This is a genomic window from Pseudomonas sp. TWI628, assembly GCF_039673865.1.
Lineage (GTDB): Bacteria > Pseudomonadota > Gammaproteobacteria > Pseudomonadales > Pseudomonadaceae > Aquipseudomonas.
In genome coordinates this window covers 72,824-91,796 of sequence record NZ_JBDJMM010000007.1, presented here as the reverse complement: position 1 = coordinate 91,796, position 18,973 = coordinate 72,824, and the positions used below count along the sequence as shown (strand labels likewise).

Here is an 18,973-nt window from a genome sequence, read left to right as displayed (position 1 = left end):
ATTCAAATCAGAAAGCTGAGGCCGACGCAGAACAGCAAGGCTGCGAACAGGCGTTTCAACAGGCGTGGCGACAGCTTGTGCGCCAGGCGCGCGCCGAAGCGCGCGAAAAACATGCTGGTCACGGCAATGCCGACCAGCGCCGGCAAGTAGACGAAACCCAGGCTGTGGGGCGGCAAGTGTTGCTCGTGCCAGCCCAGCAACATGAAGCTCAGGGCACTGGCCAGGGCGATCGGCAGGCCGCAGGCCGACGAGGTCGCCACGGCCTTTTGCATCGGCAGGCCGCGCCAGGTCAGGAACGGCACGGTCAGCGAGCCGCCGCCGATGCCGAAGATCGCCGAAGCCCAGCCGATCACCCCGCCGGCGCCGATCAATGCCGGCTTGCCGGGGATGCCATGGCTGGCCTTGGGCTTGAGGTCCAGGGCCATCTGCGCGGCGATGATCAGGGCGAACACGCCGATGATCTTCTGCAACTGCGGGCCCTGGATCAGCGAAGCAGTCTTGGCGCCGATACCGGCACCGATGAGGATACCCAGGGTCATCCAGGCGAAGACCGGCCATTGCACCGCGCCCTTGCGGTGGTGCTCGAGCACGGCGTTGATCGAGGTGAAGACGATGGTCGCCAGCGAGGTACCGACCGCCAGGTGAGTCAGCACCGACGCGTCGAAGCCTTGCAGGGTGAAGCTGAACACCAGCACCGGCACGATGATGATGCCGCCGCCCACGCCGAACAGCCCGGCCAGTACACCGGCACAGGCGCCCAACAGCAGATAGAGCACGAATTCCATTCGTCTTCCCCGAACAAACAATCCGGCATGGTAACGGAAGCCGGGCTCGTGGCTCTAGTGAACTCTGTGACAGGATGGATCGACACCCGTGCAGTAGGTACAGTGGGCAAAAACACAGAGGCCCAACCTATGTGCCTGATCGTATTCGCCTGGCGGCCAGGGCATGCCCTGCCGCTGATCGTCGCGGCCAACCGTGACGAGTTCTACGCCCGCCCGACCCAGGCCCTGGCAGCCTGGGACGATGCGCCCGGGGTACATGCCGGGCGCGACCTTGAAGCGGGCGGCACCTGGCTTGGCGTCGGCCCGCAGGGGCGCTTTGCGGCACTGACCAATATTCGTGACCCAAGGCAGGTACTGGGGCCGCGCTCGCGGGGTGAACTGGTGGCGGCTTATCTGCAGGGTGAACTGGGGGTGGAGGCCTACCTCGACCAAGTGGCCAGCCGCAGCGAGCAGTACTCAGGGTTCAATCTGCTGGTGGGTGATGGCCGTCAATTGGGCTACCTGCATGCCCGGGACGCGGCGCCGCGCGTGCTGGAGGCCGGGGTGTACGGGCTTTCCAATGCCGGGCTCGATACGCCATGGCCAAAGCTGGTGAAGGCGCGCACTGGGCTGGAAGCGCTGCTTGAGACGGCAGATCCGCAACGATTGCTGGCGTTGCTGGCGGATAACGAGCCGGCAGCCGACGGTGAGTTACCGGAGACCGGCGTGGGGGTGGCGACCGAGAAGTTGCTGTCGAGTGTGTTTATTGCCAGCCAGAACTATGGCACTCGGGCGAGTACCGTGCTGATTGTCGATGATCAGGGGAGAAGGCGGCTGGTTGAGCGCAGTTTCGGTCCCTTCGGTGGGCACTTGGGCGAAGTCGAGCTTTTGCTTTGAAGGCCATGGGGCTGCGCCGCAGCCCCAAAAATCTCAAAGGGTCTTGTTAGCCCCAGGCCCGATCATCCGCGCCAGCCCGAGGTTCTTCAGGGCCAGTTGCAGCGAGCTGTGGATAACTTGCGGGTTGTCATGGCTCAAGGCTTCGACCAGCAGCTCCTTGGCCTTGCTCATGTTCACCTGGCGCAGCATCCACTTCACCTTCGGCAGGTTGGTGGCGTTCATCGACAGGCTGTCGAAGCCCATGGCCATCAACAGGATCGCCGCTGCCGGGTCGCCTGCCATCTCGCCGCAGATGCTCACCGGTTTGCCTTCGCCATGGGCGTCACGCACCACGGTATTGAGCGCCTGCAGCACCGCCGGGTGCAGGTAGTCGTAAAGATCGGCGACCCGCGGATTGTTACGGTCCACCGCCAACAGGTACTGCGTCAGGTCGTTGGAACCGACCGAGAGGAAGTCCACCTGCCGCGCCAGCTCCTTGGTCTGGTACACCGCCGCAGGGATTTCAACCATCACACCCACCGGCGGCATCGGTACGTCGGTGCCTTCGTCGCGCACCTCGCCCCAGGCACGGTGGATCAGGTGCAACGCCTCTTCCAGTTCGTGAATGCCGGAAATCATCGGCAGCAGGATGCGCAGGTTGTTCAGGCCTTCGCTGGCCTTGAGCATGGCGCGGGTCTGCACCAGGAAGATTTCCGGGTGGTCGAGGGTGACGCGGATGCCGCGCCAGCCAAGGAACGGGTTTTCTTCCTTGATCGGGAAGTACGACAGCGCCTTGTCACCCCCGATGTCGAGGGTGCGCATGGTCACCGGCAGTGGGTGGAACGACGCCAACTGCTCACGGTAAATGGCCAGCTGCTCTTTCTCGCTCGGGAAGCGCTGCTGAATCATGAACGGCACTTCGGTGCGGTACAGGCCCACACCTTCGGCGCCACGCTGCTGGGCACGGGCCACATCGGCGAGCAGGCCGGTGTTGACCCACAACGGCATGCGGTGGCCGTCGGGGGTGACGCATGGCAGCTCGCGCAAGGCGTCGAGGCCCTGGGCCAGTTGGCGTTCTTCCTCGACCACTTCGCTGTACTGCTTGCGCAGCACCTCGCTGGGGTTGGTGAACACCTCGCCCTTGTAGCCGTCGACGATCATCTCGATGCCATCGACCTTGGAATACGGCAGGTCGACCAGGCCCATCACCGTCGGGATGCCCATGGCGCGGGCGAGGATGGCGACATGGGAGTTGCCCGACCCCAGTACCGAGACCAGGCCCACCAGCTTGCCTTCCGGCACTTCGCCGAGCATTGCCGGGGTCAGCTCTTCGCTAACCAGGATGGTGTTGTCGGCATACACCAGCGACTGCGCGCGAGCTTCCTGCAGGTAGGCCAGCAGACGCCGGCCAAGGTCCTTCACATCGGAAGCGCGCTCGCGCAGGTAGTCGTCGTCCATCAACTCGAAGCGGTTGACGTGCTCGCCAACCACCTGGCGCAAGGCGCCCTGGGCCCACTGGCCGGTCTTGATGACTTCGATCACTTCGCCACCGAGGGCGGCGTCCTCGAGCATCATCAGGTACACATCGAACAACGCGCGCTCTTCCGGGCGCAGCTGGGTCGCCAGCTTGGCTGACAGCTTGCGCATGTCTTCGCGCACGCCTTCGAGGGCGTTCTGGAACAGTTTCAGCTCGGCGTCGATGTCATCGACGGTCTTGTCCGGCACCACTTCCAGGTCGGCCGGTGGCAGCATGACCACGGCACGCCCGACAGCGGCACCCGGCGAACCCGGCACGCCGACGAAGCGCGCTTCCTGGATGCCTTTGCCCTGGCGGCCCAGGCCCCGGATCGAACCCGTGGCTTCGGCGTGGGCGATAACCCCGGCGAGCTGGGCGCTCATGGTGACAAGGAAGGCTTCTTCGCCTTCGTCGAACTGGCGGCGCTCCTTCTGCTGGATGACCAGTACACCGACCACACGGCGGTGGTGGATGATCGGCGCGCCCAGGAATGAGGCGAATTTTTCTTCGCCGGTTTCGGCAAAGTAGCGATAACGCGGGTGATCAGCGGCGTTTTCCAGGTTCAGCGGCTCTTCCCGGGTACCGACCAGGCCGACCAGGCCCTCGTTGGGGGCCATGCTGACCTTGCCGATGGAACGCTTGTTCAGGCCCTCGGTGGCCATCAGCACGAAGCGGTTGGTTTCCGGGTCGAGCAGGTATACCGAGCAAACCTGGCTGCCCATGGCCTCCTTGACGCGCAAGACAATGATCCCCAACGCCGTCTTGAGATCTTTGGCGGAGTTCACTTCCTGGACGATCTTGCGCAGCGTATTGAGCATGGCTCGGGGTCGAACTCCGTCGTCAGTCGCGCGTCAGCAGACGCGGTGCAAGCTCTTTCAGGGCACGGCGGTAGACTTCACGCTTGAATGTCACCACCTGGCCCAGCGGATACCAATAGCTGACCCAACGCCAGCCGTCGAATTCCGGCTTGCCGGTCAGGTCCATCCGCACCCGTTGTTCATTGCTCACCAGGCGCAGCAGAAACCACTTTTGCTTCTGGCCGATGCACAGCGGTTGGCTGTGGGTGCGGACCAGCCGCTGGGGTAAACGATAACGCAACCAGCCGCGGGTGCAGGCAAGAATTTCCACATCATCGCGTTCAAGGCCAACTTCTTCGTTCAGCTCGCGGTACAGGGCATCTTCTGGCGTCTCATCAGGGTTGATACCACCCTGGGGGAATTGCCAGGCATCCTGGTTGATCCGCCGAGCCCATAGCACCTGCCCGGCATCATTCGTCAGAATGATCCCGACATTGGGGCGAAAACCATCCGGGTCGATCACGGCAGCAACCTCGCAAACGCATGTCACCGCATTGTTCCACAAAGCCTGCGAGCGCAGCAACGCGCCCGCCAAGCTTATGTGCAGTACGGTGAAAACTCCGTATTCTGCGGGCCTACCCTGTGGCTGATACGAGTGACCGCGATGCGCCTGGCTTTATTCGACCTGGACAATACTCTCCTCGGTGGCGACAGCGACCACGCCTGGGGTGACTACCTGTGCGAGCGGGGCATTCTCGACCCGGTCGCGTACAAGAAACGCAACGACGCTTTCTACCAGGACTACCTGAACGGCACCCTGGACCTGCAGGCCTACCTGGCCTTTTCCATGGAGATCCTGGCCGCCACCGAGCCGGCCCAACTCGACCAATGGCACCGCGACTTCATGCGCGACTGCATCGAGCCGATCATCCTGCCCAAGTCCCTGGCCTTGCTGCAGCAACACCGCGAAGCCGGCGACCAGCTGATAATCATCACGGCCACCAACCGCTTCGTCACCGCACCGATTGCCCGCCGCCTGGGTGTACGCGTGCTGCTGGCAACCGAATGCGAGACGCACGAAGGCCGCTATACCGGGCGTAGTACCGATATAGCGTGTTTCCGTGAAGGCAAGGTGACGCGGCTGGAGCGCTGGATGCTGGAGAACGGGTTCGACCTGGAAGACAGCTATTTCTACAGCGACTCGATGAATGACCTGCCGTTGCTGGAGCGCGTGACCCATGCGGTGGCGGTAGACCCCGATCCCAACTTGCGGGCCGAGGCCGAGAAGCGCGGGTGGCCGGTGGTTTCGCTGAGGGGTTGAGCGTGCCGGGGCTGCTTTGCAGCCCATCGGCTGTCAGATGGGCTTGGCGCCCATCAGCCCGGCGATGGACAGGAAGCACACCCCACTGAACACCGCCAGGGCCAGGGTAAACCGCAAGCCCACCGCTTCAGCCTTGCGCAGCCGGTTCAGCCGCACCAGCAGCCACCAGGCGGCAAACCCGCCCAACGTATAGATGACGCTGGAAGCCAGCACCCAGGTCTGCCCCAGCGGCCAACCCACCAGATGCACCAGCCACCAGCCGGTGACCGGCATACTCACCAGGCACACCCCCATCACCAGCCAGACAAAGACCAGCGGCCGACGCAGCAGCTTGCCATAAGCATCGCCATCGCCCTGGCGGCGAGCCCGCACGGTCCAGGCCGTAAGGCCCAGGGCGCCCAGCAGCAACAGCGCGGTGGCGATGATGTGCAGGGCTTTGAGGGTAGTCAGGTGTTCCATGGCGTCACATCCTTGAACGATAAGCCAAGCTTAGCCGCTCAACCCAGGAACAGCTTGTACGCCGGGTTGTCTGTCTCGTCCCAGTACGGGTAACCGATCTTGGCCAGCGCCGCCGGCACCAGGTGGCGCTCGTCCTCCGGTACCTGCAAGCCGGCCACCACGCGCCCGTCAGCCGCGCCGTGGTTGCGGTAGTGGAACATCGAGATATTCCAGCGCCCGCCCAGCTTGGTGAGGAAGTTGAACAACGCCCCCGGCCGCTCGGGGAACTCGAAGCGCAGGACGATCTCGTCGCTGGCACCGGCCGAATGACCACCGACCATGTGGCGGATGTGCAGCTTGGCCAGTTCGTTGTCGGTCAGGTCGGTCACCGGGAAGCCCTGTTCGATCAGGTGCTGCACCAGCGCTGCGCGTGGGTCGTTTTCCGGGTGGGTCTGCACGCCGACGAAGATGTGCGCCTCATCGGAGGTGTGCTTGCGGTAGTTGAATTCGGTGATCTGGCGCTTGCCGATGGCCTCGCAGAAGGCTTTGAAGCTGCCTGGGCGCTCGGGGATGGTCACGGCGATGATGGCTTCGCGCTTTTCGCCCAGTTCGGCACGCTCGGCCACATGGCGCAGGCGGTCGAAGTTGACGTTGGCGCCCGAGTCGATGGCAACCAGGGTCTGCCCGGTCACGCCCTTGAGCTCGACATACTTCTTGATGCCCGCCACGCCCAACGCGCCAGCAGGTTCGGTGATCGAGCGGGTATCATCGTAGATATCCTTGATTGCCGCACAGATCTCATCGGTGCTGACCGTCACCACTTCATCCACATGGTGGCGACAGATGTCGAAGGTGTGCTGGCCGATCTGCGCCACCGCCACGCCGTCGGCGAACAGCCCGACCTGCGGCAATACCACGCGCTCGCCAGCCGCCATTGCGGCCTGCAGGCAGTTGGAGTCATCTGGCTCGACGCCGATTACCTTGATTTCCGGGCGCAGGTATTTCACATAGGCCGCGATACCGGCAATCAGGCCTCCGCCGCCAACCGGGACGAAGATCGCGTCCAGTTGCCCCGGGTGCTGACGGAGGATTTCCATTGCCACGGTGCCCTGGCCAGCAATGGTGTGCGGGTCGTCATAGGGGTGGATATAGACGAAACCCTTCTCGTCGACCAGTTTCAGCGAATAGGCCAGCGCTTCAGGGAACGAGTCGCCATGCAGCACCACCTTGCCACCGCGCGAGCGCACACCTTCGACCTTGATCTCCGGGGTGGTCTTGGGCATCACGATGGTGGCCTTGATACCCAGCTCGCGGGCCGCCAGGGCCACGCCCTGGGCATGGTTGCCAGCCGAGGCGGTCACCACGCCGCGAGCCAGTTCTTCCTGGGTCAGCTGCGCCAGCTTGTTGTACGCCCCACGGATCTTGAACGAGAACACCGGCTGCAGGTCTTCGCGCTTGAGCAGAATCTGGTTGCCCAGGCGCTTGCTCAGCTGCCCGGCGCTCTGCAACGGGGTTTCGACAGCGACGTCGTAGACGCGCGAGGTGAGGATCTTCTTGACGTACTGTTCGAGCATCGGGAAAGCATCACTGGCCGCGGGACAAGGGCTGCGAGTCTACCCCAGCGCTACGTCGGGCGACCACAGCAAAGCCGCCCGAGCCGTTATACTAGCCCCTTTCATTACCGCCCTGCCCCTTTCCGGAGCCCGCATGACCCAGGACCAACTCAAACAGGCCGTCGCCCAGGCCGCTGTCGACTTCATTCTGCCAAAGCTGGATGAAAAGAGCGTTGTCGGCGTCGGCACCGGTTCGACCGCCAACTTCTTCATTGACGCCCTGGCCCAGCACAAGACCGCCTTCGATGGCGCGGTCGCCAGCTCCGAGGCCACTGCCCAGCGTCTGAAGGGCCATGGCATCCCGGTCTACGAGCTGAACAGCGTCAGCGAGCTGGAGTTCTATGTTGACGGCGCCGACGAAAGCGACGCGCACCTGAACCTGATCAAGGGCGGCGGCGCAGCCCTGACCCGCGAGAAGATCGTCGCGGCCGTGGCCAAGACCTTCATCTGCATCGCCGACGGCAGCAAGCTGGTACCCGTGCTGGGCGCCTTCCCGCTGCCAGTCGAGGTCATCCCGATGGCCCGCAGCCACGTGGCGCGTCAGCTGGTCAAGCTGGGCGGCGACCCGGTGTACCGTGAAGGCGTGGTGACCGACAACGGCAACGTGATCCTCGATGTGTATAACCTGCAGATCACCAACCCGGTGGAGCTGGAAGCACAGATCAACGCCATCGTCGGCGTGGTGACCAACGGCCTGTTCGCGGCGCGCCCGGCGGACTTGCTGCTGCTGGGTACCGCTGAAGGCGTTAAGACCCTGAAGGCCGAGTAACCCGCTCGCGGGCGAACCCGCCCCTACGGCTGCGTGGGGGCAGGTTCGAACACATAGAAGAGGTTCGGCTCACTGACCAGATAGAGGGTCCCGGCATCATCCATCGCAATCCCCTCCGCCTGCGGCACCGTCGCCTTCAACCCCTGATAGCCCTTGCGTAACGACAAGGTACTCAGCGGCTTCCCCTCTTCATCCAGCTCCAGCACCAGCCGCGACTCATCCGACAGCGCCAGCAAGTGCCCACTGCGCTCGTCGAACTGCAAACTCGAAAGGTCGCGTACGAACAACCGCGCATCGCGCTCGCGGTCCTGAACCACATGCACAGCGTAGGGCTGTTGCGGATTCTGACGCGGGAAGCCTCGCACTTCGTAGATCAGCATCGGGTCGCGCTCCTTGGCCACGAACAGGCGCTGGCCTGCCGAGTCGTAGGCCAGGCCCTCGAACCCCTTGTTGCCATTGAGACCGATCCCCAGGCTCAACTGCTCGGCATCCGCAGCGTCGATGAACAACGTGTCATCGTCGAGCCGTACACGGATCAACCGCTGCTGGCGCTCATCGGTGATCACGTAGGTGTTGGGCCCGACGTACTCCACGGCCTCCGGGTCGCCAAAACCAGTCAGCGCCACGCGACGCAGGATACGCCCGTCCAGCGACAGCTCGATCAGCTCCGACCGGGCATTGGTGACGGTGAACAGGGTTTTGCGATCGGGATCGTAGGTCAGCGCGGAAAGATCATCGTCCAGCCCGTCGACCGGCTGCGCCTCGACGACCACGCGGTAACGCTCCAGGCCAATGCCCCGCTCTGCTGGCTGCCACCAGGTCTTGAGGTTGAACCAGCCCCGCTCGAACAGGCGAAACTCCTGCCCAGCCAGGCCCAGAAGCAGCAACCCGGCAAAAGCAAGAAGCACAGGCAAACGAACAAAGCGGCGCATAACGACGGACTCGACAGGAAGGAGGCGAATCTAACCATCGTCGACTGAAGTGAAACTTAATGTGCGATCAGTCTGATATTACTACTGACTTTTCTTGAATCGATAGAACAGGTTCGGCTCGCTGACCATGTACAGGTTGCCCTGATCATCCATGGCCACGCCCTCGGCGCGTGGAATGGTGCTTTCGAGTCCGTTGAAGCCACCCAGCAAGGTCATGAAGCTGACCTGCTGGCCTTGCTCGTCAAGCTCCAGCAGCATGTTGGAATCAGCCGACAACACCAGCAGATGCCCGGTGCGCGGGTCGACCCCCAGGGCCGACAGGTTGCGCAGGTCGAGCTCGTCGTTGGCCAAGACCTGTTTGTCACCTTTGAGCGGGCTGCGCCCGTCGGTGCTCCAGCTGTACAGCTTCGGCGGCCGCTCCTCGCCGATCACCAGGCGCTGGCGCATCGGGTCCCAGGCCACGCCTTCGAAGCCCTTGTTGCGCTTCACCGACTCGCCCAGGTCGTAACTCTGGAAGTCCGCGTGGTTCAGCGAAGCGGTCTGCGCATCCACCTTGACCACGGTCAGATCATGCAGACGCTCATCGGTGATCGCCACATGGCCGTCTTCCATCACGGCGACGCCTTCCGGGTTGCTCCAGCCTACCAGCGGGATCTTGCGCAGCACATCGCCGTCGAGGCTGAGCTCGACCAGGAAAGGGTTCTTGCCCATCACCGCGAACAGCGTGCGCGTGTGCGGGCTGTAGGCGACGTCCGAAGCTTCGTCATCTTCCATGCCCGGCAGCACCTTGGCGTCGATGTCGACCTGATAGTCCGGCAGCCACACGCTTTCGCTACGTTCGGCGCTGGTTTCGAAGCCTTCCTTGACCCACAGCATGCCGCGGTCATCCCAGTGCATGGCAACGGCCACGCCGTAACCGATCAGTGCCGCAACGGCCAGGCCGAAAGGCCAGCGCAGGTAGAAGCGGCGCTTGGGGGATGCGGGTGCACTGGTGGATGCTGGCATGCAAAAGTCCTGGGGGAATGGGCGAAGATCCGCGCATTATCCGTATGGGGTGTGAAAAATCGGTAAACAGGACCGGCCCTCTTCGCGGGTTTACCCGCGAAGAAAGCGACGCGGTTTCAGGTCAGAGCACCCGGCTCTCGAAGCGGCAAACGCCCGGCAGCTCCAGCACCAGCTCGTCCCCAACAGTGAACGGCCCGACACCGGCCGGAGTACCGGTCAGGATCACATCCCCCGCCTGCAGCGAGAAATGTGCCGCCATGTACTGGATGATCGGCACGATCGGGTTGAGCATCATCGCGCTGTTGCCATCCTGGCGCACTTCACCATTGATGGTCAGGCGCACCGGAATATCGGTCACATCTTCAAAAGACGCTGCGGAAACAAACGGTGGCAGCACGCAAGCACCGTCAAAGCTCTTGCACAGTTCCCACGGCAGGCCCTTTTCCTTGAGTTTGGCCTGCACGTCGCGCAGGGTCAGGTCCAGCGCCGGGGCGTAACCGGAGATGGCGTCCAGCACTTCTTCCTCGGACGCATTGGACGACAGCGGCTTGCCCAGCAGCACGGCGATTTCGGCCTCGTAGTGCACCGAGCCACGGTCGGTCGGGATCTTGAACCCGCCTTCCAGTGGCACCACGCAGCTGCCCGGCTTGATGAACAGCAGCGGCTCGGAAGGAATGGGGTTGTCCAGTTCCTTGGCGTGTTCGGCGTAGTTGCGGCCGATGCACACTACCTTGCCCAGCGGGAAATGAATGCGCGTGCCGTCTACATACTGGTGCTGGTAACTCATGGCCGACTCCTTTGATTACTGCTTTTGTTCAGGAGCGAAGATCTTACCCGGATTCATGATGCCATTCGGGTCGAAGACGGCCTTTATTGCCTTCATGCAGGCAATTTCCTCCGGCGAACGGCTGTAGCCCAGGTAGTCGCGTTTGGTCATGCCCACGCCGTGCTCGGCCGAGATCGAGCCGTTGTAGCGTTCGACGATCTCGAACACCCACTTGTTGACCTTGGTGCACGAGGCGAAGAAGTCGTCCTTGCTCATGTGCTCGGGCTTGAGGATGTTCAGGTGCAAGTTGCCGTCGCCGATGTGGCCGTACCAGACCACTTCATAGTCCGGGTAATGCTCGCTGACGATGGCATCGATATCGCGCAGGAACGCGGGCACCTTGGAAACGGTGACGGAAATGTCGTTCTTGTAGGGCGTCCAGTGGGAGATGGTCTCGGACAGGTATTCGCGCAGCTTCCACAGGTTTTTCAGCTGGGTTTCGCTCTGGCTCATCACCCCATCCAGCACCCAGCCCTGCTCGACGCAGTGCTCGAAGGTGGCCAGCGCTTCGTTGGCCACCTCCTCGGTGCTGGCTTCGAACTCCAGCAAGGCATAGAACGGGCAGTCGGTGGCGAACGGGGCCGGTACATCGCCACGGCCCATGATCTTGGCCAGGCCCTTGTCGGAGAAGAACTCGAAGGCGGTCAGGTCGAGCTTGCCCTGAAAGGCATGCAGCACCGGCATGATCGAGTCGAAATCCGGCGTGCCCAGCACCATGGCGGTGAGGTTGCGCGGGGCGCGGTCCAGGCGCATGGTCGCTTCGACCACGAAGCCCAGAGTGCCTTCGGCGCCGATGAACAGCTGGCGCAAGTCGTAGCCGGTGGCGTTCTTGATCAGGCCCTTGTTCAGTTCCAGCAGTTCGCCGTTGCCGGTGACCACTTTCAGCCCGGCCACCCAGTTGCGGGTCATGCCGTAACGGATGACCTTGATGCCGCCGGCATTGGTGCCGATGTTGCCGCCAATCTGGCTGGAGCCGCTGGAGGCGAAGTCCACCGGGTAATAAAGGCCCTGTTCTTCGGCGAAGGCCTGCAACTGGCGGGTGATCACCCCCGGCTGGCACACCACCGTGCGGTCGAAGGCATTGAATTCAACAATCTGGTTCATGTAGTCGAAGGCGACGACGACTTCGCCATTGGCCGCCACGGCGCCAGCGGAAAGCCCGGTTCGCCCGCCAGACGGCACCAGCGCAACCTGGTGCTGGTTAGCCCAGCGGACGATGGCCTGTACTTGCTCTACTGTCTTGGGGAACACGATGGCCGTGGGCGCTGGCGGGTAATGCTTGGTCCAGTCCTTGCCGTAGGCTTCCAGGGAAGCGGGGTCGGTCAGGACCTTGCCAGGGTCGACAAGGGTCATCAGTTCATCAATTACAGCGGGGTGGGTCATCGCTGGAACTCTCGACTTATTCATAGTCACCCTGAGCACTCTTCACCTGTCGGGATAAGCTCAGATTGTGTCGCGTATGCTAGCATAGCCCTCCCGCTGTTCATGCTAAGGCTGCCGTAGCGCCTGGCATCAGTCCTCGCCATTTTTTCTCCGGGATACAGGTTTACGCAGATGAGCAAGACTTCTCTCGACAAGAGCAAGATCCGGTTCCTTCTTCTTGAAGGTGTGCACCAGAACGCAGTCGATACCCTCAAGGCTGCCGGATACACCAACATCGAATACCTCACGGGTTCCCTGCCGGATGCCGAGCTGAAGGAAAAGATCGCCGATGCCCACTTCATCGGCATCCGCTCGCGCACCCAACTGACCGAAGAAATCTTCGACTGCGCCAAGAAACTGGTCGCCGTCGGCTGCTTCTGCATCGGCACCAACCAGGTCGACCTGGCTGCGGCCCGCGAGCGTGGTATCGCCGTCTTCAACGCACCGTACTCCAACACCCGTTCGGTGGCCGAGCTGGTGCTGGCCGAGGCCATCCTGCTGCTGCGCGGCATCCCTGAGAAGAACGCTTCCTGCCACCGTGGCGGCTGGATCAAGAGCGCGGCCAACTCGTTCGAGATCCGCGGCAAGAAGCTGGGCATCGTCGGCTACGGCTCGATCGGTACCCAACTGTCGGTCCTGGCAGAAAACCTGGGCATGCAGGTGTACTTCTACGACCCGCTGACCAAGCTGCCGCTGGGCAACGCCGTACAGGTCACCAGCCTCAACGAACTGCTGGGCCTGGCCGACATCGTTTCGCTGCACGTACCTGAGCTGCCGTCCACCCAGTGGATGATCGGCGAGAAGGAAATCCGTGCAATGAAGAAGGGCTCGATCCTGATCAACGCCGCCCGTGGCACCGTGGTCGAACTGGACCACCTGGCCGCCGCGATCAAGGACAAGCACCTGATCGGCGCCGCCATCGACGTGTTCCCGGTGGAGCCGCGCTCCAACGACGAAGAATTCGAAAGCCCGCTGCGTGGCCTGGACAACGTGATCCTGACCCCGCACATCGGTGGCTCCACCGCCGAAGCCCAGGCCAACATCGGCCTGGAAGTGGCCGAGAAGCTGGTCAAGTACAGCGACAACGGTACTTCGGTGTCCTCGGTCAACTTCCCCGAAGTTGCCCTGCCAGCGCACCCAGGCAAGCACCGCCTGCTGCACATCCACGAAAACATCCCGGGCGTGCTCAGCGAGATCAACAAAGTCTTCGCCGAGAACGGCATCAACATCTCCGGTCAGTTCCTGCAGACCAACGAGAAAGTCGGTTACGTGGTCATCGACGTTGACGCTGAGTACTCCGACCTGGCGCAAGAGAAGCTGCAACAGGTCAAAGGCACCATCCGTTCGCGCGTGCTGTTCTAAGGCCACTGGCGGTATGAAAAAGGGAGGCCCTGGTGGCCTCCCTTTTTTTATTTCACTTCAACCGTGATCTTCTTCGATTCGACACTCGGCTTGAACGGTACGTGATACTGGTCACCCAGCACCAGTTGCAGGGTGTGCTTGCCCGGCGTCAGGGTGATGGTCGTTTCGGTCTGCGCCTTGCCGAAGTGCAGCACTTGCGGGCCGGCCGGCAACGCGGTACCGGCTGCCGGCATCAGGCTGGCCGGCAGCGGCATGTCGGCCACAGGTTCCTTGTCCACATCCACCAGCAGGTGGTGGTGGCCGGTATGCGGGGTCTGGTCTCCGGCAGGCTTGAGCTCCATGCCCTCGATGCCGAACTTGACGGTGAACGTCCCGGCGACCTGCTCGCCATCTTTGGGGGAAAGGATGGAAACCTTGGCACCCGCGGGCGGCTCCTGGCTCTTCAGGGCATCGGCGGCGCTGGCGAACACCGAAGCGCCCATCAGCAGACCGGCAACGGCAGCACGCGAAAATAGGCTGTTCATTCACTTCTCCTGTGATTCACTTATTGACCGCTGGGAAGTTCACGATAGCCCACAAAGAGAAATATTTCAGTTAGGGTTAAACCTCGCCAAGGCTTCAAGGTCATAGGCTGCGCTCGACCGCGACGGGGAAGAAAGTCGCGGCGAAAGTTCTTCATCTGCTGAACAAAAAGGGGCATTACATGCGTTCGACCATAGGCGTACTGCTGGCAGTACTGATCACGCCATTGGCTCAGGCCGAGTTGATAGACGACATCAACGACCGGGGCGAATTGCGCATTGCCGTGCAGGCCGACCACGCACCGTATGCATACAAGGACAAGGAAAGCGACCGCCTGACTGGCTTTGAAATCGAGTTTGGCCAGGACTTGGCCCGGGAACTGGACCTGCGCGCAGAGTTCGTCGAAGCGACCGCTGCAGAAGTGCTGCCGGGTGTGGAGAGTGGCAAATACGACATCTCGCTGATTCCGTCGAGCGAGTCACCCAAGGCGGATGGCCCGTTCGACGTGAGCCAGGTGTTTGGCGACAAAAAGCTGGTGATCCCGTTCCAGAAGGACAACCCGGCGTTCGAGAGCGCGGTGAACAACGCGCTTGAGCGCCTTGAGAAAAACGGCCGCACGGCGGAACTGGAGAAGAAGTGGTTCAAGGCGATGCAGGCAGGCGAGCCAGCGCCTGCCGCGCTTGTTCCAGCTCCAGCTCACTGAAAACCTGCACGCCCTCACGCCGCAGCAACGCCGTGGTCACCCCCGCGCCTGGCACCTTCACCCCGCTGAAGGTGCCATCATAGGTCAGGTGGTTGCCACACGAAGGGCTACCCGCCTTCAGCACCGCCACCCGAATCCCATGCTGCCGCACCAGCGCCAACGCCTGCTGCGCCCCGGCCAGAAACTCGGCAGTGACATCCTCGCCGGCCACCGTCAGCACCTGCACACCACCATCAAGCACCTGCGCGCCCTGACCACCAGGGATCTCCGCCGGTGGCCGAGGTGTTGGCAAACCACCCGCCACTTCGGGGCACAATGGCAGCACACGCCCTTCGGCCTGCCACTGCTGCAACAGGTCGGGATGCCCGCTGGCCCGGCCGTCATAGCGCACCGGCTGCCCCAACAGGCAGGCGCTCACCAATACCTTGGGCAGATCAGAACGGGTCATTGCCACGGCGCCGGAACCAGCCGGTCAACGACAGGCGCTCGCGCCTGGCCGGCAGCACCTCGTGCGGCACCTCACCGGAAAGGAATATCGCCAGGCAGCCTGCCACCGGCTGCACATCGTGCTCGACATCATCCGCCAGGAACATGCGCAGCTGCCCGCCGTCTTCCGGCTGCCAGTCTTCGTTCAAATAAAGCACCGCTGACACCATGCGCCGGTCATCGTCGCGGAAGCGGTCCAGGTGCCGGCGATAGAATGCCCCCGGTGGGTACAGGGCGAAGTGGCATTCGAAATCTTCCAGGCCGAGGAACAGGCCCTGGTTGATCGCCTGACGCAACTGGTCCATGCCCGCCAGGTACTGGTCGCAGGCTTCGGCCTGACCGGGATCGATCCACTGGATCTGGTCACCGCGAATGCTCTCGCGCACCTCCTGGGCATCCCCGCGCCCGACCCCGGCCGGGTTGAGTTCGCCTTCGGCATCACGCCGCCGGCATTCGGCCGCCAGCGCGCGCACCAGGTCGGCAGGCAGAAAGAGCGCCTGCTGCGACCAGCCATGGGTGGCCAGATCGTCGACGACGGCCGCAAACATCGGGTTTTCAGGGGAGATGTGCATGGCGCGCATCATATCCATTCACCCTGTCGGCGCACAGCGCCACTTGGCTGAGAAGCGTTCGGATTGCTCGACAAAACGGCGCCGGGCCTAGGACAATAGCCACCTGCCGACAGGAGTCCTGAATGCACCGTCTGTTTTCCCTGCTTCTGCTGATGATCTGCACCATGCCTGTCTGGGCAGACAGCCTCGATCAACTGTACAAGGCCGCCGGCTGGCCCGACCAGCGCGCCCATTTTTCCGATGCCGTGAGCGCCGCCCAGCAGCGCTACCGCAGCAGCCTGCCGCCTGCGGTTTACCAGGCGCTGGTCAACAACAGCAACCAGCGCTTCCAGGCCCAGGCGATGGACAAGCGTGCCTTGGCCAAACTGCGCAGTACGTTGCCCAACCCGGCGCCGGCCCTGGCCTTCTTCCAGTCGCCGCTGGGGCGCAAGATTGTCGCCGCCGAACTGCTGGCCACCAGCAAGGACCAGTTGGCCAAGAATGCCAAGGGCCTGCCGAAGATGCAGGCCAGCGACAACCGCATGCTGGTCATCGGCCACCTGGCCCAGGCCCTGCCAGCCCGCGAAGCCGGCGCCGAAGTCAGCCTGGCGATCGCCGGGGTGGCCGCTGACAGCCTGAGCTCGATGATTCCCGGCCTGTTCGGCGCCAGCCAGGCACAGGGCCTGCTCGACGGCCAGCGCCAGCGTCTTATGGGGCAGATCGGTGAAGACCTGAACAACACCCTGCTGTACGTCTACCGCGACCTGTCCGACGACGAGCTGGAAGAGTTCGCCACCTTCGCCGAGTCACCGGACGGCAAGGCCTATTACCAGGCCGCCGTGGCTGCTGTGCGTGCCGGCCTGGCGGTGGGCCAGAACAGCGCCGACCTCAAGTGATCAGCCCAGGCGCTGCTCGATGAAGTCGAAGTAGCGTCGGCGAATGTCCGGCAGCTCGTTGGCCAGGTGATGACGAGCTTCGGGCAACATCAGGATCTGCGGCTCGCTGAACTTGGCCTTGAGCACTTCGAGGTTGTGGGGCCAATCCACCGTACCATCCGCTTCCCCCTGCACGATCAACGGCCGTCGCGCACAATGCGGCGCCGCCTCGATACGCTTGACCCAGGCGATCAACGCGCCGACCCAGGCCGTGGGCAGCCGCCGCGGTTGCAGCGGGTCGGCTTCGAGGAAGGGCAGGAAAGTCGGGTCGTTGGTGTTCTCGCTGAAGCGCCGCTCGATGCCGTCGACGAAGTGGCGCAGTACCCGATAGCTGAGTTTCGACCAGCGCCAGGACTGTGGCCGCACCAACGGCGCCAGCAGGATCACCTCGCCGTCGATGGGGCTACGCTCGCCTTCATTCAGCAGGTGATCCACGGCAATGGCGCCACCGGTGCTCTGCCCGCAGAGATGCCAGGGGCGTGGCAGGTCAAGGCCACGCGCCTGTTCGAACAAGGCTCCCAGCACCTGCTGGTAAACCGCGAAATCACTGATGTTGGCGCGCTCGCCACTTGACAGGCCGTGGCCTGGCAGGTCGCAGCTGATCACCGCGTAACCGAGCTTTAGCGCCCACTCGATCACATGCCGATAGAGGCCCATGTGGTCGTAGTAGCCATGCAGCAGCAACAGCGTCGCGACCGGCTTTTCCGGTAGCCAGACCTGCCCGACCAGCTCGAACCCCGCGGCCTGGAAACCGCCCAGCCAGCTCTGCGCCGGCAGGTTCAGGCCATAGAAGCGCTGATAGTCCTGCGCCTGCGTGGACAACGGCTGACGTTTGGCCAACGGCGCAAGGCTGGCACGCAGGGGATCGGGGTGAAAGGCAGCGGGCATCGGGTACATCCAAGGCGGAGCGAGTATTGATCTGGGATATTCAGCTGTTGGCCGCATCGTGGCAAGCTTGGGCACCTTTTCATCAGGCAGATGCGCTGCCTGCACCGGCCTCATCGCCGGCACTGTGGATAACTCATGTCGAACCGTATCAAACGGGCACTGATGGTGTCAGTGCTTGTAATCTGCGCCATTGTGCTCTGGCAGGCCTACTCCACCTTCCAGTCCAGCTACCTGCGCCCGTTCGACAACCAGACCACGCTGTTCGACGGTAGCCAGCTGCAACTGCCCGCCGAACTCGCCGGCCCCGGCCCGATCCGCGTGGTGCACTTCTGGGACCCGGCCTGCCCGTGCAACGTTGGCAACCAACAGCACCTGGGCGACCTGATTACCCAATTCGCAGGCCAGGGCGTGGCCTTCCATGTCGTGCAGAAGGCTGGCAGCCACGGCCAGCTCCCTGCCAACCTCGTCAACCTGCAGCCTATCGCCCAGCTGCCCGGCAGCGAACACCTGCCCGCCTCCCCCGCCGTGGCCATCTGGGACCGCCAAGGCAACCTCGCCTACTTCGGCCCCTACAGCGAAGGCGCGGTGTGCAACGCCAGCAACAGCTTCATCGAGCCGATCATCAAGGCGTTGCTGGCCGGCCGCAAAGTCACCGCCTCCAATACGCTGGCCGTGGGCTGCTATTGCCCCTGGGCCGGCTGACGCACCCGCGCCGGATTGCCCATTGCCGTCGCCCCCGCTGGCACATCACGGGTCACCACACTGCCGGCACCAATTACGGCGTTGTCACCAATGGTCACCCCCGGCAGGATGATCGCCGCCCCGCCGATCCACACATTGTTGCCAATGGTCACCGGCCGCCCGCTTTCCAGCCCGCTGCGGCGGACCTCGGGGTCGAGCGGGTGGTCAGCCGTGTAGATCTGCACATTGGGGCCTATCTGGCAGTCGTCGCCGATACGCACCGGCACTACATCGAGGATCACGCAGTTGAAGTTCATGAACGTGTTGCGCCCGACGCTGATGTTGTAGCCGTAGTCGCAATAGAACGGCGGGCGGATCACTGTGCCTTCGCCGACATGGCCGAAGTGCTCGGCCAGCAGGCCGTTGCGCGCGTCGTTGAGCAGCTCGACGCTGTTGTTGTAGCGGTGCATCCAATGCTTGTTGGCGATCTGTTCGGCTTGCAGCTCGGGGCAGCCAGCGTGGTAGAGCTGGCCTGTGAGCATTTTCTGTTTTTCGCTGAGGGACAT

General features: G+C 63.1%; 21 protein-coding genes. 7 read left to right on the top strand and 14 right to left on the bottom strand.

Annotated elements, in window-relative coordinates; translation table 11 throughout:
- Positions 1 to 2 precede the first annotated feature (2 nt).
- Complete coding sequence (locus ABE528_RS07425) at positions 3 to 785, bottom strand: sulfite exporter TauE/SafE family protein (RefSeq protein WP_152955505.1); 783 nt, start codon at positions 783 to 785, stop codon at positions 3 to 5.
- A gap of 129 nt (positions 786 to 914) precedes the next feature.
- On the opposite strand from ABE528_RS07425, the gene ABE528_RS07420 reads away from it, so the two are divergent.
- Positions 915 to 1,661 (top strand): NRDE family protein, encoded by a 747-nt coding sequence (locus tag ABE528_RS07420; protein ID WP_346652565.1) that lies wholly within the window; start codon positions 915 to 917, stop codon positions 1,659 to 1,661.
- Positions 1,662 to 1,694: 33 nt separating this feature from the next.
- On the opposite strand, the gene ptsP is transcribed toward ABE528_RS07420, so the two are convergent.
- Positions 1,695 to 3,974, bottom strand: a complete 2,280-nt coding sequence (gene ptsP, locus ABE528_RS07415) for a phosphoenolpyruvate--protein phosphotransferase (protein WP_152955503.1) — start codon at positions 3,972 to 3,974, stop codon at positions 1,695 to 1,697.
- A gap of 22 nt (positions 3,975 to 3,996) precedes the next feature.
- A complete protein-coding gene (locus tag ABE528_RS07410; protein ID WP_003249017.1) occupies positions 3,997 to 4,476 on the bottom strand; it encodes an RNA pyrophosphohydrolase in 480 nt (159 codons plus the stop codon).
- A 141-nt stretch (positions 4,477 to 4,617) separates the two neighbouring features.
- Here ABE528_RS07410 and ABE528_RS07405 point away from each other — a divergent pair, with 141 nt between their 5' ends.
- Positions 4,618 to 5,274 (top strand): HAD family hydrolase, encoded by a 657-nt coding sequence (locus ABE528_RS07405; protein ID WP_346652564.1) that lies wholly within the window; start codon positions 4,618 to 4,620, stop codon positions 5,272 to 5,274.
- Between the two features lie 33 nt (positions 5,275 to 5,307).
- Here the strand turns inward: ABE528_RS07405 and ABE528_RS07400 are convergent, their stop codons facing one another.
- Positions 5,308 to 5,733 carry a DUF2269 family protein gene (locus ABE528_RS07400; RefSeq protein ID WP_152955501.1) on the bottom strand — a complete coding sequence of 142 codons (426 nt, stop codon included), beginning with the start codon at positions 5,731 to 5,733 and terminating at the stop codon, positions 5,308 to 5,310.
- A gap of 38 nt (positions 5,734 to 5,771) precedes the next feature.
- Positions 5,772 to 7,286, bottom strand: coding sequence for a threonine ammonia-lyase, biosynthetic (gene ilvA, locus ABE528_RS07395; protein ID WP_152955500.1), 1,515 nt, complete (start codon positions 7,284 to 7,286; stop codon positions 5,772 to 5,774).
- 133 nt (positions 7,287 to 7,419) lie between these two features.
- On the opposite strand from ilvA, the gene rpiA reads away from it, so the two are divergent.
- Positions 7,420 to 8,094 carry a ribose-5-phosphate isomerase RpiA gene (rpiA, locus tag ABE528_RS07390; protein ID WP_152955499.1) on the top strand — a complete coding sequence of 225 codons (675 nt, stop codon included), beginning with the start codon at positions 7,420 to 7,422 and terminating at the stop codon, positions 8,092 to 8,094.
- 23 nt (positions 8,095 to 8,117) lie between these two features.
- Here the strand turns inward: rpiA and ABE528_RS07385 are convergent, their stop codons facing one another.
- The 4 genes from ABE528_RS07385 to ABE528_RS07370 form a co-directional block, all read right to left on the bottom strand.
- A complete protein-coding gene (locus ABE528_RS07385; RefSeq protein WP_346652563.1) occupies positions 8,118 to 9,026 on the bottom strand; it encodes an SdiA-regulated domain-containing protein in 909 nt (302 codons plus the stop codon).
- 81 nt (positions 9,027 to 9,107) lie between these two features.
- A complete protein-coding gene (locus ABE528_RS07380; protein ID WP_346652562.1) occupies positions 9,108 to 10,031 on the bottom strand; it encodes an SdiA-regulated domain-containing protein in 924 nt (307 codons plus the stop codon).
- 121 nt (positions 10,032 to 10,152) lie between these two features.
- Positions 10,153 to 10,818, bottom strand: coding sequence for a fumarylacetoacetate hydrolase family protein (locus tag ABE528_RS07375; protein ID WP_152955497.1), 666 nt, complete (start codon positions 10,816 to 10,818; stop codon positions 10,153 to 10,155).
- 15 nt (positions 10,819 to 10,833) lie between these two features.
- Positions 10,834 to 12,240 (bottom strand): FAD-binding oxidoreductase, encoded by a 1,407-nt coding sequence (locus tag ABE528_RS07370; protein ID WP_346652561.1) that lies wholly within the window; start codon positions 12,238 to 12,240, stop codon positions 10,834 to 10,836.
- Positions 12,241 to 12,411: 171 nt separating this feature from the next.
- Between ABE528_RS07370 and serA the strand changes: the two genes are divergently transcribed.
- Complete coding sequence (gene serA / locus ABE528_RS07365; protein WP_054885495.1) at positions 12,412 to 13,641, top strand: phosphoglycerate dehydrogenase; 1,230 nt, start codon at positions 12,412 to 12,414, stop codon at positions 13,639 to 13,641.
- Positions 13,642 to 13,688: 47 nt separating this feature from the next.
- On the opposite strand, the gene ABE528_RS07360 is transcribed toward serA, so the two are convergent.
- Positions 13,689 to 14,165 carry a DUF4399 domain-containing protein gene (locus tag ABE528_RS07360; protein WP_346652560.1) on the bottom strand — a complete coding sequence of 159 codons (477 nt, stop codon included), beginning with the start codon at positions 14,163 to 14,165 and terminating at the stop codon, positions 13,689 to 13,691.
- Between the two features lie 179 nt (positions 14,166 to 14,344).
- Here ABE528_RS07360 and ABE528_RS07355 point away from each other — a divergent pair, with 179 nt between their 5' ends.
- Positions 14,345 to 14,866 carry a transporter substrate-binding domain-containing protein gene (locus tag ABE528_RS07355; protein ID WP_152955494.1) on the top strand — a complete coding sequence of 174 codons (522 nt, stop codon included), beginning with the start codon at positions 14,345 to 14,347 and terminating at the stop codon, positions 14,864 to 14,866.
- Here the strand turns inward: ABE528_RS07355 and ABE528_RS07350 are convergent.
- Together ABE528_RS07350 and ABE528_RS07345 are read right to left on the bottom strand one after the other, a co-directional pair.
- Positions 14,805 to 15,314 (bottom strand): DUF523 domain-containing protein, encoded by a 510-nt coding sequence (locus ABE528_RS07350; RefSeq protein WP_346652559.1) that lies wholly within the window; start codon positions 15,312 to 15,314, stop codon positions 14,805 to 14,807. The two genes, ABE528_RS07355 and ABE528_RS07350, sit on opposite strands and share 62 nt — an antisense overlap.
- The gene (locus ABE528_RS07345) at positions 15,301 to 15,933 is read right to left on the bottom strand and encodes a 2OG-Fe(II) oxygenase (RefSeq protein WP_346652608.1); all 633 of its coding nucleotides are present in this window, start codon (positions 15,931 to 15,933) and stop codon (positions 15,301 to 15,303) included. Before ABE528_RS07345 ends, ABE528_RS07350 begins: the two co-directional genes overlap by 14 nt.
- A 113-nt stretch (positions 15,934 to 16,046) precedes the next feature.
- On the opposite strand from ABE528_RS07345, the gene ABE528_RS07340 reads away from it, so the two are divergent.
- Positions 16,047 to 16,799: a DUF2059 domain-containing protein gene (locus ABE528_RS07340; RefSeq protein WP_152955492.1), complete on the top strand. Its 753-nt coding sequence runs from the start codon at positions 16,047 to 16,049 to the stop codon at positions 16,797 to 16,799.
- Here ABE528_RS07340 and ABE528_RS07335 read toward each other — a convergent pair whose 3' ends face one another.
- Complete coding sequence (locus tag ABE528_RS07335) at positions 16,800 to 17,726, bottom strand: alpha/beta hydrolase (protein ID WP_152955491.1); 927 nt, start codon at positions 17,724 to 17,726, stop codon at positions 16,800 to 16,802.
- A 135-nt stretch (positions 17,727 to 17,861) separates the two neighbouring features.
- Between ABE528_RS07335 and ABE528_RS07330 the strand changes: the two genes are divergently transcribed.
- A complete protein-coding gene (locus tag ABE528_RS07330; protein WP_346652558.1) occupies positions 17,862 to 18,428 on the top strand; it encodes a DUF6436 domain-containing protein in 567 nt (188 codons plus the stop codon).
- On the opposite strand, the gene ABE528_RS07325 is transcribed toward ABE528_RS07330, so the two are convergent.
- Positions 18,407 to 18,973 carry a sugar O-acetyltransferase gene (locus tag ABE528_RS07325; RefSeq protein WP_346652557.1) on the bottom strand — a complete coding sequence of 189 codons (567 nt, stop codon included), beginning with the start codon at positions 18,971 to 18,973 and terminating at the stop codon, positions 18,407 to 18,409. The two genes, ABE528_RS07330 and ABE528_RS07325, sit on opposite strands and share 22 nt — an antisense overlap.